The sequence below is a fragment of the Microbacterium sp. NPDC059771 genome (assembly GCF_042732495.1).
GTDB lineage: Bacteria > Actinomycetota > Actinomycetes > Actinomycetales > Microbacteriaceae > Microbacterium > Microbacterium sufflavum.
Genome location: NZ_JBHWHK010000001.1, coordinates 2,349,934 through 2,364,164, shown reverse-complemented (window position 1 = coordinate 2,364,164; position 14,231 = coordinate 2,349,934). Strand labels below are relative to the sequence as shown.

The window sequence follows — 14,231 nt, the reverse complement described above, 5'->3', positions numbered from 1 at the left end:
ACGACGGTGTCACCGAAGGCTCAGCTTTCCCCGCCTGCGTTACCGCTGGTGCCGGCGTTCACATCGTGCAGACGGTACTTCTCGATGGCCTGCGCGGCGAGCGAACGGTCGACCGTGCCCTCCTCCGCGAGCGACTGCAGCGTGCGCACCACGATCGACGGACCGTCGATCTTGAAGAAGCGACGAGCAGCGGCCCGCGTGTCGGAGAAGCCGAAACCGTCGGCGCCGAGCGTGGCGAAGCGGTTCGGCACCCACGGACGGATCTGGTCCTGGACGGCGTGCATGAAGTCGCTCACCGCCACGACCGGACCCTCGACGCCCTGCAGCTTCTGCGTGAGGTACGCCGTGCGCGGCTCCTGCTCGGGGTGGAGGAAGTTGTGCTCGTCTGCGGCGAGACCGTCGCGGCGCAGCTCCGTCCAGGAGGTGACCGACCACACGTCTGCGATCACGCCCCAGTCGTTCTTGAGCAGCTCCTGCGCCTCCATCGCCCACGGCAGTCCCACGCCCGACGCGAACAGCTGGGCGCGAGGCCCGTCGCCCTCGCCGACCGAGACGCGGTGGATGCCGCGGACGATGCCGTCGACGTCCACGTCCGCCGGCTCGGCGGGCTGCACCATCGGCTCGTTGTACACCGTGAGGTAGTACATGACGTTCGGGTCTTCGTGCTCGCCGCCGTACATGCGCTCCAGACCGGAGCGGACGATGTGCGCGATCTCGTAGCCGTAGGCCGGGTCGTAGGACACGGTGGCCGGGTTGGTCGCGGCCAGCAGGTGCGAGTGGCCGTCGGCGTGCTGGAGGCCCTCACCGGTCAGGGTGGTGCGTCCGGCGGTCGCGCCGATGATGAAGCCGCGTGCCATCTGGTCGCCCGCCGCCCACTGGGCGTCGCCCGTGCGCTGGAAGCCGAACATCGAGTAGAAGATGTAGATCGGGATCAGCGGCTCGCCGTGCGTGGCGTACGACGTGCCGGCCGCGGTGAAGGCCGCGAGGGCGCCCGCCTCGTTGATGCCGACGTGGACGATCTGGCCCTGCGGGCTCTCCTTGTAGGCGAGCAGCAGCTCCCGGTCGACCGACGTGTAGTGCTGACCGTTCGGGTTGTAGATCTTCGCGGTCGGGAAGTAGGCGTCCATGCCGAACGTGCGCGCCTCGTCGGGGATGATCGGCACGATGCGGTGACCGAACTCCTTCGAGCGCAGCAGGTCCTTCAGCAGGCGGACGAAGGCCATGGTGGTGGCGATCTCCTGCGTGCCCGAGCCCTTCTTCGGCAGCGCGTACGCGTTCTCCTCGGGGAGCGAGAGCCCCACGTGGGTCGAGCGGCGCTCCGGCAGGAAGCCGCCCAGCGCGCGACGACGCTCCAGCATGTACTGGATCGTCTCGTCCTGCGGTCCCGGGTTGTAGTACGGGGGAAGGTACGGGTTCTCCTCGAGCTGCGCGTCCGTGATGGGGATGTGCATCGCGTCGCGGAACGTCTTGAGGTTGTCCAGCGTCATCTTCTTCATCTGGTGGGTCGCGTTGCGGCCCTCGAACTGCGGGCCGAGCCCGTAGCCCTTGACGGTCTTCGCGAGGATGACGGTCGGCTTGCCCTTGTGCTCGGTCGCGGCCTTGAACGCGGCGTAGACCTTGCGGTAGTCATGGCCGCCGCGCTTGAGGTTCCAGATGTCGTCGTCGGAGTAGTCCTTGACGAGGGCGGCGGTGCGCTCGTCGCGCCCGAAGAAGTGCTCGCGGATGTACGCGCCCGACTCCGCCTTGTAGGTCTGGTAGTCGCCGTCGGGCGTGACGTTCATCAGGTTCAGCAGCGCGCCGTCGGTGTCGCGGGCGAGCAGGTCGTCCCACTCGCGGCCCCAGACGACCTTGATGACGTTCCAGCCGGCACCGCGGAAGAACGACTCCAGCTCCTGCACGATCTTGCCGTTGCCGCGCACCGGGCCGTCGAGACGCTGCAGGTTGCAATTGACGACGAAGGTCAGGTTGTCGAGGCCCTCGTTCGCCGCGACCTGCAGCTGACCGCGGCTCTCGACCTCGTCCATCTCGCCGTCGCCCAGGAAGGCCCAGACGTGCGACTGCGAGGTGTCCTTGATGCCGCGGTTCTCCAGGTACTTGTTCGACATCGCCTGGTAGATCGCGTTGATCGGGCCGAGCCCCATCGACACGGTGGGGAACTGCCAGTACTCGGGCATCAGCCGCGGGTGCGGGTAGGAGGGGATGCCGTTCGGGGCGTGCGACTTCTCCTGGCGGAAGCCGTCGAGCTGGTCCTCGGTCAGACGACCCTCGAGGAACGAGCGGGCGTAGGTGCCGGGGGAGGCGTGACCCTGGATGAAGATCTGGTCGGCACCGCCGGGGTGGTCGGCACCCTTGAAGAAGTGGTTGAAGCCCACCTCGTACAGGGCGGCGGAGGAGGCGTACGTGGAGATGTGACCGCCGACACCGATGCCGGGACGCTGCGCCCGGTGCACCGTGATGGCCGCGTTCCAGCGGATCCAGGCGCGGTAGCGGCGCTCGATCTCCTCGTCGCCGGGGAACTCCGGCTCGTTCTCCGGAGCGATCGTGTTGATGTAGTCCGTGGTGGGGACCATCGGCACGTTCAGGTGCAGCTCCTTGGAGCGCTTGAGGAGGCTGAGCATGATCTCACGGCCGCGGCCGTGTCCCTTGGCATCCACCAGCTCATCGAGCGACTGCTGCCACTCGCCGGTCTCCTCCGGATCGCTGTCGAGGGGGCCCTGAGAGTACGGATCCTGGTCGTGGACGGTCACGGGGGAACCTTTCGTCAAGCTGGCAGGTCATGCCAAGGAAACGGGAAGCGACACGGGCAGCCTTGTCGGCCGTGCACAACGCGCGCCGACCTCAGCCTATCCCTCTTCCACGACGTGGGTGCGCATGCGCCGCCGGATAGACTGAGCGCACCAGGGCCCTTAGCTCAGCTGGTAGAGCGCCACGTTTACACCGTGGATGTCGTCGGTTCGATCCCGGCAGGGCCCACCGTCTCGAGGAGACCGGGGGAGCGACCATGGCGCGACGCATCGTCATCAGCGGGGCATCCGGCCTGATCGGCTCCGCCCTCGCGGCCTCGCTGCGAGGCGACGGGATCGAGGTCGACACGCTCGTGCGTCACCCGCCCCGGGAGGACGGCGAGCATCAGTGGATGCCCGGTGTGAGCTCCCTCAACCCCGACGTGCTCGCGGGTGCGGAGGCGGTCGTGGCCCTGGGCGGTGCCAGCGTCGGCCGGCTCCCGTGGACGCTGCGGTACCGCCGGGAGCTGGTGGAGTCCCGGCTCGATGCGACGCACACCCTCACGACGGCGCTGCGCTCGCTCGGCTCCGACGCTCCGGCGCTGGTCTCCGCGTCGGCCGTGGGCTACTACGGCTCCGCGCCGGGGGAGACCCTCACGGAGGACTCGCGGCCGGGCGACACGTTCCTCGCCGACCTCTGCGTGCGATGGGAGGCCGAGGCCAGACGGGTGGAGGACCTCACCCGGGTCGCGCTGCTGCGCACCGCCCCCGTGATCCATCGCCGCGGCGTCCTGCGGCCGCTGGTGCTGCTCACCCGGCTCGGGGTCGCGGGACCGCTGGGCCCTGGCACGCAGACGTGGCCGTGGATCTCGCTCGAGGACGAGGTGCGGGCGATCCGGCACACGCTCGACGCGAAGCTCACCGGTCCGGTGAACCTCGCGGGTCCGACGCCCGCCACCATGAACGACATCGGACGCGCCCTTGCCGCGCGGATGCATCGCCCGTACTGGCTTCGCGCTCCCCGCTGGGCGCTGCGCCTGGCGCTCGGGGACGCGGCCGACTCGCTCCTGCTGCCGGATGCCGATGTGCGCCCGGAGGTGCTCGAGCGCTCGGGGTTCCGGTTCACCCACCGGACCGCGGCGGATGCGGTGGCCGCGGCGGTCTGACCTGCGCGCTTTCGCACGGCTCGCCCCCTCCCGGAGCGACGCGCCCGCTGTCAGTATGGGCGCATGGAGATCATCGAGAACTCGAAGCTCACGGTCGTGGGTGCGGGGAGCGTCGGCTCCAGCGTCGCGTACGCCGCACTGATCCGCGGCTCCGCCCGTCACGTCGCGCTCTATGACATCGCCACCGAGAAGGTCGAGGCCGAGGTGCTCGACCTCGCCCACGGGACCCAGTTCACCGGGTCGAGCGCGATCGTCGGGGGCAGCGACATCTCGGTCGCGGCCGGCTCGCACGTGGTGGTCATCACCGCCGGGGCCAAGCAGAACCCGGGGCAGACCCGCACCGAGCTGGCCGGGGTGAACGCGGGCATCATCCGGCGCATGATGCCCGACCTGCTCGCCGTCGCACCGAACGCGGTGTACGTCATCGTCACGAACCCGTGCGACGTGCTCACCGTGATCGCTCAGCAGGAGACGGGGCTGCCGCCGGAGCGGATCTTCGCCTCCGGCACGGTGCTCGATACGTCGCGTCTGCGATGGAAGCTCGCCGAGCGGGCGGGAGTGTCGACTGCGAGCGTGCACGCGCACATCATCGGCGAGCACGGGGACACGGAGTTCCCCCTGTGGTCCCGCGCCACGATCGGCACGGTGCCGATCCTGGAGTGGGAGACGCCGGGTCACCCGCGGTTCACGCTGGAGGAGCTGGACGAGATCGCGGTGGAGGTGCGCGACGCCGCGTACAAGGTGATCCGCGGCAAGGGGGCGACCAACTACGCGATCGGGCTGTCGAGCGCGCGGATCGTGGAGGCCATCCTCCGCGACGAGCACGCCGTGATGCCGGTGAGCACGGTGCTGCGCGACTTCCACGGCCTGGACGGCGTCGCCCTGTCGGTGCCGTCGATCGTGAGCGCCGCCGGGGCCGATCCGATCCGCGCCACCTCCTTCTCGGAGCGCGAGCTGGAGCAGCTGCGGCAGTCGGCCGATGCTCTCACCGCGGTCGCGGGGTCCCTGCAGGCGTGAACTGGGGGGCGGTGCGCGGGCACCGCCCCGGCCTCAGCGGGCGTGACGATCGGTGCTGTTGAGCGCGGCGACGACGCGGGCGTAGTCCCCCCTCGCCTCGGCGTGGCGCAGGAACTTGACGCGCTCGACCTGCACCTCGGGCGCCTCCGGGTCGGTCTCGATGAGCGCCATGACCTCGTCGGCGAACTCGTCGAGAGGCATCGCCGACTCGTCCTGCTCCTGCCCGGGCATGAGAGCGGTGCGAACCGCCGGCGGCTCCAGCTCGACGACGGAGATGCTCGTGCCGGCGAACTGCAGGCGGAGGGATTCGCTGAGCATGTGGATCGCGGCCTTGCTGGCGTTGTAGGTCGGCGTCGCCTTGAGCGGGACGAACGCGAGCCCGGACGTCACGGTCATGATCGTCGCGGCGGGCTGCGCGCGCAGGTGCTCGACGAACGCGGCGATCAGACGGATCGGCCCGAGGACGTTGGTGGTCACGATCTCCTCGGCGGTCGCGAGGAAGCCGTCGGGTGAGCGCCAGTCCTCGGCGCGCATGATGCCCGCCATGGTGACGAGCACGTTCAGCGCCGGATGCTCGGCGAGGACGGTGCGGGCGGCTGCCTGGATGCTGTCGGCGTCCGCGGTGTCGATCTGCACGGTGTGGATGCCGGGGTGCGCGTCGGCGATCGCGGTGAGCCGGTCGGCGCGCCGCCCGCCGACGATCACGGTGTTCCCGCGTTCGTGGAGTCGGAGGGCCAGCGCGAGGCCGATGCCGCTGGTCGCGCCGGGGATGAAGATGGTGTTTCCGGTGATGTCCATGGTTCCAGCGTCGACGGCGGCGGCTGGACGCTCCAGAGAGGGATCGTCCAGGGACCGCCGATCCCTGGTTCGGGTGCCGCGGCGGGGGGATACTTCAGGAATGGATCGTGATGCGCTGGCCGACTTCCTGCTGCGCCGCCGGGAGGCGTTGACGCCCGCCGACGTGGGGCTGCCCGCGGGAGCGCGCCGCCGAACCGCCGGTCTGCGGCGCGAGGAGGTGGCCCAGCTGGCCACGATGTCGACGGACTACTACGCACGCCTGGAGCAGCGGAGGGGACCGCAGCCGAGCGTGCAGATCCTCGGCTCGCTCGCCAGGGCGCTGCGGCTGACCGAGGACGAGCGCGACTACCTGTTCCGGTTGAGCGGCCACAGCGCCCCGGATCGCGTCACGGCGACCGACTACGTGCGGCCGGGGATCCTCCGGGTGCTGGACCGGCTGCACGACACGCCGGCGTTCGTGGTGTCGGTGCTCGACGAGGTGCTCGTGCAGAACGACGCCTCCCGGGCGCTGATCGGCGATGCGGGAAGCCTGACCGGGATGGATCGCAGCGGGATCTACCGCTGGTTCGCCTCCCCGCAGACGGAGCGCCTCCGCTATCGGGAGGTCGATCAGGTGCGGCAGTCGCGGTCTCTCGTGGCGACGCTCAGGGCCGCGCACGCGGTCCCCGGTGCGCGCTCCCGCGCCTGCGAGATGGTCACGGCCCTCTCGGCCATGAGCGACGAGTTCGTGCGGTTGTGGGAGGCGCACGAGGTGAGCCGTCGCTTCGAGCAGCACAAGGTGATGGTGCACCCGGAGCTCGGCGAGATCGAGGTCGACTGCCAGGCGCTGTTCACGGAAGACGAGTCGCAGGCGCTGATCGTGCTGACCGCGCCGCGGGGGAGCGAGGCGGCCGGCAAGCTGGAGTTCCTGCGGGTGCTGGGGACGCAGACCGTCTGAGCGCTCCCGCGGTCAGGACTCCTCGTGGACGGCGGGGTCCGCGTCGAAGAGCCGTCCGTCCGGGCGACCGAGTGCGGTGATCGCGGCCACCTCGGCGTCGTCGAGCACGATCTCCGCCGCGGCGAGGTTGTCGAGCTGGTGAGCGAGCGACGAGGCCTTGGGGATCGCCACGGTCCCCCGGGCGACGTGCCAGGCCAGCACCGCCTGCGCCGGTGCGATGTCGTGTGCGGCGGCGACCTCCCTGATCACGGGCTCGTCGAGCAGCGCCTTCGCCCGGCCGATCGGACTCCACGCCTCGGTGATGATCCCCTGGGCGCGGTGGTGGGCGAGCTGCTCCTCCTGGGGGAAGTACGGGTGCACCTCGATCTGGTTGACCACGGGGCGGACGCCGGTCTCCCTCTCGATGCGCTCCAGGTGCTCCGGCAGGAAGTTCGACACGCCGATCTGCCGCACGACGCCGCGGGACTGGGCCTCGACGAGCGCCGTCCATGCGGGGACGTACTCGTCCTGGTGCGGGTTCGGCCAGTGGATCAGATGGAGATCGGTCGCATCGAGCCCGAGCCGGGAGCGGCTCTCCTCGATGCTGATCCGCGCCCGGTCCGCGGGGTGGTGTCGGCCGGGCAGCTTGGTGGTGACGATGATCTCGGCGCGGTCGACGTCGGCGGCGGCGATACCGCGCCCGACGGACCCCTCGTTCTCGTAGTTGAAGGCCGTGTCGATGAGGCGGTAGCCCGCGCCGATGGCCGCGGCGACGGCGTCGGCTCCCGCATCGCCGTCGAGGCGATAGGTGCCCAGCCCGATCGCGGGAAGGGTGAAGCCGTTGTGGGCGGTGACGGTGGGGATGGCGGGCATCGGTGCTCCTTCGGTGGCTTGTGTTCAGCGTAGGCCTTGTCCGCAATATCCCTAAGAGGTATATCTGGAGCATGCAGTTCCTCATCCTCGGGATCCTTCTGGACGCTCCGCTCACGCTCTACGACGTGCACAAGCGGTTCCGCGCCGGGATTTCGCTCTTCTACGCCGCGAGCTTCGGAAGCATCCAGCGCGCCCTCCGTCAGCTCGAGTCGCAGGGCTGGGCACGCGTGGACGAGGCGGCCGCGAACGGTCGGGGAAGGAAGCTGTACCGCGTGACGGCGGAGGGGCGTCGGTCCTGGCACACGTGGATGACGTCGCCGCTCACCGGATCCGACCCCGAGCCCCTGATGCTCGCGCGGATCCACCTCCTGGGACACCTCCCGCCCGCGGAGCGTCCGCTGTGCGTCGAGGTCATCCGCACACGGATCGCGCAGGACCAGTCCCGGCTTGCCGCCCTGGCGGAGGAGCTCGATGCGACCGACGTGCCTGAGGCCGTGCGCGAGCTGTACCGCTTCCGTCGCGCGACCCTCGACTACGGTCTCCGCTCGCACGGGCTCGCGCTCTCCTGGCTCGACGATCTCGACCTGTCCGCATGACTCCCGACACCCTGGAGGTCTCCGCATGCTCGCCGTCGCTCTGACGGGCGCCCTCGTCCTTCTCGCGGCTCTGATGCTGTTCCAGGTCGCTCTCATCTTCGGCGCGCCGCTCGGCCGCTTCGCCTGGGGCGTTGCGCACGGCGTTCTGCCCGTGCGGCTCCGCGTCGGCAGCATCGTCTCGGTCGTCCTCTACGCCGGGTTCGCCGCACTGCTGCTGAGCCGTGCGGGAGTCATCGCCGGGGGTGAGCTGCCCGTCGTCGTCGTGTTGTGCTGGGTGCTGTTCGCGTACTTCGTGATCGGGATCCTGCTCAATGCGATCTCGCGGAGTCCCGCGGAACGGTGGACCATGACCCCGGTGTGCGTGATGCTGGCAGGCATGACCCTGATCGTCGCGCTCTCGTGATGTCGTCCGCACGCTGCCCCTGCGGCTCCGGCAACCCGTTAGACGAGTGCTGCGCGCCCCTTCTCGGAGGTGCGCCCGCTCCGACCGCTGAGCGGCTCATGCGCTCCCGCTACACCGCTTTCTCCCGGGAGGACGCCGCGTACCTGCTGCGCACCTGGCATCCGAGCACGCGGCCCCGCGACGTCGAGTTCGACCGGGGTCTGGAGTGGCGTCGGCTGCTGATCGTCGACCGCGTGGCCGGGGGACCGTTCGACCGCGACGGCGTCGTGGAGTTCGAGGCGTTCTGGCGGCACGGCTCCGAGCGCGGCTCCCTGCGCGAGCGCAGCCGATTCGTCCGCGAGGGCCGCACGTGGCTCTACGTCGACGGCGTCATCGGCTGAGGCCCGGACGACGGCCGACCGACTAGATTTGAGAGCGTGAACGCCACCCCGGAGAACCAGCGCACCCTGCTCGACATCGCGGACCTCGACCGGCGCATCGCGCAGGCCGAGCGCGCCCGCACCCAGCCGAGTCAGGCGGCGCGGATCACCGAGCTCGTCGCCGTCCGCCAGGAGCAGCTCCGCGAGCTCACGGTTCTCACCGGCGCGCGGGACGATGCGCGGGCCGAGCTCGCGCGGCTGGAGTCCGACGTGTCCCTGGCCGAACAGCGTCGTGACCGCGACACCGCGCGTCTGGCGGCGGCGACCAACGCGAAGGAGGCGCAGGCGCTCGAGCACGAGCTCGCCAGCCTGGCCAAGCGCCTGAGCGACCTGGAAGACGCGGAGCTCGACGTGATGGGGCGCGTGGAAGAGGCCGATGCCGCCGTCGCCGCTCAGCAGGCGCTGCTCGACACGACCACGACCGAGGGCACGGCCCTGACCGCGCAGGCGAAGGCCGACGTGGTGGCGGCCACCGAGCTCGGCGCTCAGCTGACGCGTGACCGGGAGGCCGTCGCCGGCTCGATCCCCGCCCCGCTGCTGGCGGAGTACGACCGCCGCGCGCAGAACAGCGCGGGGGCGGCGCTCCTCACCCGCGGCACCTGCGAGGGCTGCCGCATGATGCTCCCTGGCACCGACCTCAACGAGATCCGCCGTGCCCCGGAGGACGCCGTGGTCTCCTGCCCCGAGTGCGGCTGCATCCTCGTCCGCACCGAGGAGTCGGGGCTCTCGTGAGCGCATCCGTCGTGCACCGCCGATGACGGTGCCGGCGTCGGGCACGGAGCGCCGCATCGCCCTGATCGCGCTCGGGGCGGCCGAGTACGCGGCGGTCGAGCTCGACGAGCACGACCGGGAGATCGGTCGGACGCTCGTGCCCGCGGGCGAACTCGCGTCCTGGGTCGCCGCGACGGAGGCGGAGGACGGCCCCCGGTGGATCCTGCGCTCGGCCGCCGAGGTGTACGCACTGCTGCTGCGGGAGGGAGTCCGCATCGGCCGCAGTCACGACCTGGTCCTGTGCCATGCGATCTTGCGGGACACCGCGACGGTGCCCGCGCCGCTGCCTCCGTCTGCCGCCTGGGAGCCGCGGCAGCCCGCGGACGCGACGCCCTCCCTGTTCGACGTGTTCGACGAGGAATCGGGGGAGCCGGCGGCCGTCGCGGCCCTGGAGCAGTACCGCGCGCAACGCCGGGTGATCGCCGCCGCGCGGGACGGTCGGCTGACGCTCCTGTGCGCCGCCGAGTCCGCAGGTGGCCTGATCGCCGAGGAGATGCGCGCCGCCGGGTTGCCCTGGGACACGGCGGTGCACGACGCGATCCTCACCGAGACCCTCGGCGCCCGGCCCGCGGGCGGCGGTCTTCCCCGGCACATGGTGGAGCGTGCGGACGAGGTGCGAGCGCTCCTCGGCGATGCGACTCTCCACCTGGACAGCCAACCCAAGCTGCTGCGCGCCCTGCATCGCGTCGGAGTGCAGGTCGAGTCCACGAGCAAGTGGGAACTGTCGACGCAGGACCATCCCGTCGTCGAACCGCTGCTGGCGTACAAGAAGCTGTCCCGGCTGCTGAGCGCGAACGGGTGGACGTGGCTGTCCGAGTGGGTGCACGAGGGGCGGTTCCGTCCGGTCTACATCCCCGGTGGCGTGGTGACGGGGCGCTGGGCCTCGGCCGGCGGGGGAGCGCTGCAGCTGCCGCGGAACCTGCGACCCGCCGTGCGGGCCGACCCCGGATGGACGCTGGTGGTCGCGGATGTCGCGCAGCTGGAGCCGCGGATGCTGGCGGCCATGGCGGCGGATGAAGCGATGGCCGAGGCGGCGCGCGGTGGCGACCTCTACGCGGGTGTCGTGGCGTCGGGCGCGGTCGCGACCCGTGAAGAGGCGAAGTATGCGGTGCTCGGGGCCATGTACGGCGCGACGAGCGGCGACAGCGGCCGTCTGGTGCCACGGTTGCGCCGCGTCTACCCGCGCGCCATGGCCCTCGTCGACGAAGCGGCGCGCACGGGCGAGGACGGCGGGATCGTCTCGACGTGGCTGGGCCGGTCCTCGCCGCGGCCGTCGGACGAGTGGATGCGGTTGCAGTCGGATGCGACGGCCGCGGAGGCCGATCCCGCCGTGGTCGCCCTCGCTCGTCGGCGAGCCCGGGACTGGGGGCGCTTCACCCGCAACTTCGTGGTGCAGGGCACGGCGGCCGAGTGGTCGCTCATCTGGCTCGCCGAGATCCGACACCGGCTGCAGCAGCTGCCGCCCGTGTTCGGGGCCGCCGAGGCCTCCGGCCCGTTCGCCCGCGAGCCGCATCTGGCGTTCTTCCTGCACGACGAGATCATCGTGCATACCCCGCGCGAGCACGCCGAGGCCGCCGCGGCGGCGGTGCGGGAGGCAGCGGAGGTCGCGACGACCCGCCTGTTCGGCACGTTCCCGATCGAGGTGCCGCTCGACCTGCGCATCGCGGATTCCGCGGAGAAGTGAGCGCCGTAGACTGGAGGGGCGAATGGGTCGGCTGGACGGTCGCGTGGCGGGTGACCGCACCGAGGAACGTCCGGGCTCCACAGGGCAGGGCGGTGGGTAACACCCACCCGGAGTGATCCGCGAGAAAGTGCCACAGAGAGCAGACCGCCCGTGATCCTCGGATCGCGGGTAAGGGTGAAAGGGTGGTGTAAGAGACCACCGGGGGTCGTGGTGACACGGCCCGCCAGGTAAACCTCGCCCGGAGCAAGGTCAGACAGAGGATGTTGACGCGGCCCGCCGAGTCCTCGGGTAGACCGCTGGAGCGGCACGGCAACGTGTCGCCGAGAGAGATGACCGTCGAAGGGGCGAAGAACCCCGGAACAGAACCCGGCGTACAGGCCGGCCCATTCGCCCCACGAGGAAAGGCCCCGCAGATGCTCTGCGGGGCCTTCCACGAGTCGCGCTGGTGTCAGTCGCCGGCGAGTGACGCGGCGCCGATGATGCCCGAGTTGTTGCGGTGGATCGCCGGGACGATCGGGGTCTTGAGGTCGAGCAGCGGGAGGAAGTCGCCCGCGTTCTTCGACACCCCGCCGCCGACCACGAACAGGTCGGGGCTGAAGATGAACTCGATGTGGGAGTAGAACTCCTGCAGCCGCTCCGCCCACTCGGCCCAGCTGAGCCCTTCGCGCTCGCGGGCGGAGGTGGCCGCCCAGGTCTCCACCGACTCGAAGCCGCGGAAGTTGAGGTGACCGAGCTCGGTGTTGGGCAGCAGCACGCCGTCGTACAGGAAGGCCGAGCCGATCCCGGTTCCGAGAGTGGTGAGCAGCGTGAAGCCGATCACGTCGCGGGCGGCACCGTGGCGAGCCTCGGCCACACCCGCCGCGTCGGCGTCGTTCACGAACACGATGTTGCGGCCGAGGCCGTCGCGGAAGAACCGCTCCGCGTCGAAGTCGATCCACTTCTTCGACACGTTGGCGGCGGACAGGGTCTTGCCGCGCTTGACGATCGCCGGGAAGGCCACGCCGAGGGGGAGCGTCGACTCGTGCACGTCGAGGGTCTTGAGCACGGTCTGCACGGCGAGGAGCACGTCCTCCGGCGCCGCACCCTCCGGGGTGGGCACGCGTACCCGATCCGAGGCCATGGTGCCGTGTTCGAGGTCGACGATTCCCGCTTTGATACCCGTGCCGCCGATGTCGACGCCGATCGCTTTTGCCATGGCCGATAGCTTAGCGACCGCTGTGTGCGCCAGTAGGATCGATGACATCACCCGAACGACTCGCGGGAAGAAGGAGAAGCCATGACCGACGGCGATCACAAGTACTGGTACAACTCCGCCACGGGCGAGGTCGAGTTCGGCATGCTGTCGCCCTCGATCGACCGCGTCGGCCCCTTCGACACCGAGGCCGAGGCGCGTCGTGCGCCCGAGGTCCTCCAGGAGCGGTCGCGTGCCTGGGCCGAGGAGGAGGCCGCGGAGCAGGGCTGGGACGCGAAGCCGTCGAGCGGCTTCGGCTCCGACGCGAAGGGCCAGGGCGCAGAGTAGCCATGGACAAGCAGAGGGACTTCGTGCTTCGCACGATCGAGGAGCGCGGCGTCAAGTTCGTGCGGCTGTGGTTCACCGACGTGATCGGCACGCTGAAGTCGGTCGCGATCGCGCCGGCCGAGGTTGAGGGGGCGTTCGCGGAGGGCATCGGCTTCGACGGCTCGGCCATCGAGGGCCTCACCCGCACGTACGAGTCCGATCTGCTGGCGCAGCCCGACCCGACCACGTTCCAGACGCTGCCGTGGCGCGGGGAGATCGACCCGACGGCGCGCATGTTCTGCGACCTCACCACTCCGGACGGGCAGCCGGCGGTGGCGGATCCGCGTCACGTGCTCAAGCGCGCGCTCGCGAAGGCCGCTGACGCGGGCTTCACGTTCTACACGCACCCGGAGATCGAGTTCTACCTGCTCAAGTCCTCGTCGTTCGGGCCCGAGGGTCCGGTCCCGGTCGACTCCGCCGGGTACTTCGACAACGTGCCGGGCGGTACAGCCCATGACTTCCGGCGCCGCTCGGTGCGCATGCTCGAAGACCTCGGCATCTCGGTGGAGTTCAGCCACCACGAGGGCGGTCCCGGTCAGAACGAGATCGACCTGCGCTACGCCGACGCACTCACCACGGCCGACAACGTCATGACGTTCCGCACCGTGATCAAGGAGGTGGCCATCGAGCAGGGCGTGTACGCCACGTTCATGCCGAAGCCGCTCAGCGGTCAGCCCGGCAGCGGCATGCACACGCACATGTCGCTGTTCGAGGGCGATCAGAACGCGTTCTACGAGGAGGGGGCGAAGTACCAGCTGTCCAAGACCGGCCGTCACTTCATCGCCGGGCTCCTGCGGCACGCGAACGAGATCTCCGCCGTGACCAACCAGTTCGTCAACTCGTACAAGCGTCTGTGGGGCGGCGACGAGGCCCCCAGCTTCATCACGTGGGGTCACAACAACCGTTCGGCGCTCGTCCGGGTGCCGATGTACAAGCCGAACAAGGGGCAGTCGTCGCGCGTGGAGTACCGCGCGCTCGACTCGGCCGCGAACCCCTATCTGGCTTACGCGCTCATGCTCGCCGCCGGCCTCAGGGGCATCGAGGAGGGGTACGAGCTGCCGCCGGAGGCCGAGGACAACGTGTGGGCGCTGAGCGACGCCGAGCGCCGTGCGCTGGGCTACTCCGCCCTGCCCGCGAGCCTCGACCACGCGCTGGAGTACATGGAGGAGTCCGAGCTCGTGGCCGAGACGCTGGGCGAGCAGGTGTTCAACTACGTGCTGCTCAACAAGCGCAAGGAGTGGGAGGCGTACCGCGGGCAGGTCACGCCGCTGGAGCTGAAGAACAACCTCGAGCTCCTCTGAGGCGCG

At 70.4% G+C, this 14,231-nt stretch carries 14 protein-coding genes, 1 tRNA gene and 1 other RNA gene; 12 read left to right on the top strand and 4 right to left on the bottom strand.

Translation table 11 applies throughout. The features are described 5' to 3' along the window. Nucleotides 1-20 precede the first annotated feature (20 nt). Entirely contained in the window at nucleotides 21-2,747 is a 2,727-nt protein-coding gene (gene aceE, locus ACFV3I_RS11265) for a pyruvate dehydrogenase (acetyl-transferring), homodimeric type (protein WP_136030225.1), read from the bottom strand. A 153-nt stretch (nucleotides 2,748-2,900) separates the two neighbouring features. On the opposite strand from aceE, the gene ACFV3I_RS11260 reads away from it, so the two are divergent. From ACFV3I_RS11260 to ACFV3I_RS11250, 3 genes are all read left to right on the top strand, one after another. Beyond that, a tRNA-Val gene (locus tag ACFV3I_RS11260) sits at nucleotides 2,901-2,973 on the top strand. Between the two features lie 28 nt (nucleotides 2,974-3,001). Next, a complete protein-coding gene (locus tag ACFV3I_RS11255) occupies nucleotides 3,002-3,889 on the top strand; it encodes a TIGR01777 family oxidoreductase (protein ID WP_136036163.1) in 888 nt (295 codons plus the stop codon). 63 nt (nucleotides 3,890-3,952) lie between these two features. Next, a complete protein-coding gene (locus tag ACFV3I_RS11250) occupies nucleotides 3,953-4,906 on the top strand; it encodes an L-lactate dehydrogenase (protein WP_378803741.1) in 954 nt (317 codons plus the stop codon). A gap of 33 nt (nucleotides 4,907-4,939) precedes the next feature. On the opposite strand, the gene ACFV3I_RS11245 is transcribed toward ACFV3I_RS11250, so the two are convergent. Continuing rightward, nucleotides 4,940-5,704: an SDR family oxidoreductase gene (locus ACFV3I_RS11245; protein WP_378822843.1), complete on the bottom strand. Its 765-nt coding sequence runs from the start codon at nucleotides 5,702-5,704 to the stop codon at nucleotides 4,940-4,942. Between the two features lie 100 nt (nucleotides 5,705-5,804). Between ACFV3I_RS11245 and ACFV3I_RS11240 the strand changes: the two genes are divergently transcribed. After that, nucleotides 5,805-6,641 carry a helix-turn-helix transcriptional regulator gene (locus ACFV3I_RS11240; RefSeq protein ID WP_378822841.1) on the top strand — a complete coding sequence of 279 codons (837 nt, stop codon included), beginning with the start codon at nucleotides 5,805-5,807 and terminating at the stop codon, nucleotides 6,639-6,641. A gap of 12 nt (nucleotides 6,642-6,653) precedes the next feature. Here ACFV3I_RS11240 and ACFV3I_RS11235 read toward each other — a convergent pair whose 3' ends face one another. Beyond that, nucleotides 6,654-7,493, bottom strand: coding sequence for an aldo/keto reductase (locus tag ACFV3I_RS11235; RefSeq protein WP_378822839.1), 840 nt, complete (start codon nucleotides 7,491-7,493; stop codon nucleotides 6,654-6,656). Nucleotides 7,494-7,564: 71 nt separating this feature from the next. On the opposite strand from ACFV3I_RS11235, the gene ACFV3I_RS11230 reads away from it, so the two are divergent. The 6 genes from ACFV3I_RS11230 to rnpB all read left to right on the top strand — a co-directional run bounded on the left by ACFV3I_RS11230 (nucleotide 7,565) and on the right by rnpB (nucleotide 11,756). After that, nucleotides 7,565-8,089 (top strand): PadR family transcriptional regulator, encoded by a 525-nt coding sequence (locus tag ACFV3I_RS11230; RefSeq protein ID WP_378822837.1) that lies wholly within the window; start codon nucleotides 7,565-7,567, stop codon nucleotides 8,087-8,089. A 25-nt stretch (nucleotides 8,090-8,114) separates the two neighbouring features. After that, entirely contained in the window at nucleotides 8,115-8,492 is a 378-nt protein-coding gene (locus tag ACFV3I_RS11225; RefSeq protein ID WP_378822835.1) for a hypothetical protein, read from the top strand. Then, nucleotides 8,492-8,872, top strand: a complete 381-nt coding sequence (locus ACFV3I_RS11220; protein ID WP_378822833.1) for a YchJ family protein — start codon at nucleotides 8,492-8,494, stop codon at nucleotides 8,870-8,872. Before ACFV3I_RS11225 ends, ACFV3I_RS11220 begins: the two co-directional genes overlap by 1 nt. Before the next feature lie 36 nt (nucleotides 8,873-8,908). After that, nucleotides 8,909-9,643 (top strand): zinc ribbon domain-containing protein, encoded by a 735-nt coding sequence (locus ACFV3I_RS11215; RefSeq protein ID WP_378822832.1) that lies wholly within the window; start codon nucleotides 8,909-8,911, stop codon nucleotides 9,641-9,643. A 22-nt stretch (nucleotides 9,644-9,665) separates the two neighbouring features. Continuing rightward, nucleotides 9,666-11,366: a bifunctional 3'-5' exonuclease/DNA polymerase gene (locus ACFV3I_RS11210; RefSeq protein WP_378822830.1), complete on the top strand. Its 1,701-nt coding sequence runs from the start codon at nucleotides 9,666-9,668 to the stop codon at nucleotides 11,364-11,366. Between the two features lie 23 nt (nucleotides 11,367-11,389). Beyond that, nucleotides 11,390-11,756: RNase P RNA component class A (gene rnpB / locus ACFV3I_RS11205), an RNA gene on the top strand. Between the two features lie 58 nt (nucleotides 11,757-11,814). Here the strand turns inward: rnpB and ppgK are convergent. Beyond that, entirely contained in the window at nucleotides 11,815-12,561 is a 747-nt protein-coding gene (gene ppgK, locus ACFV3I_RS11200; protein WP_136036155.1) for a polyphosphate--glucose phosphotransferase, read from the bottom strand. A gap of 81 nt (nucleotides 12,562-12,642) precedes the next feature. Here ppgK and ACFV3I_RS11195 point away from each other — a divergent pair, with 81 nt between their 5' ends. Together ACFV3I_RS11195 and glnA are read left to right on the top strand one after the other, a co-directional pair. Then, nucleotides 12,643-12,885, top strand: coding sequence for an SPOR domain-containing protein (locus ACFV3I_RS11195; RefSeq protein ID WP_136030250.1), 243 nt, complete (start codon nucleotides 12,643-12,645; stop codon nucleotides 12,883-12,885). A 2-nt stretch (nucleotides 12,886-12,887) separates the two neighbouring features. Then, on the top strand, nucleotides 12,888-14,225 hold the full coding sequence (gene glnA, locus ACFV3I_RS11190; RefSeq protein ID WP_378822829.1) for a type I glutamate--ammonia ligase: 1,338 nt from the start codon (nucleotides 12,888-12,890) through the stop codon (nucleotides 14,223-14,225). Nucleotides 14,226-14,231: the final 6 nt, after the last annotated feature.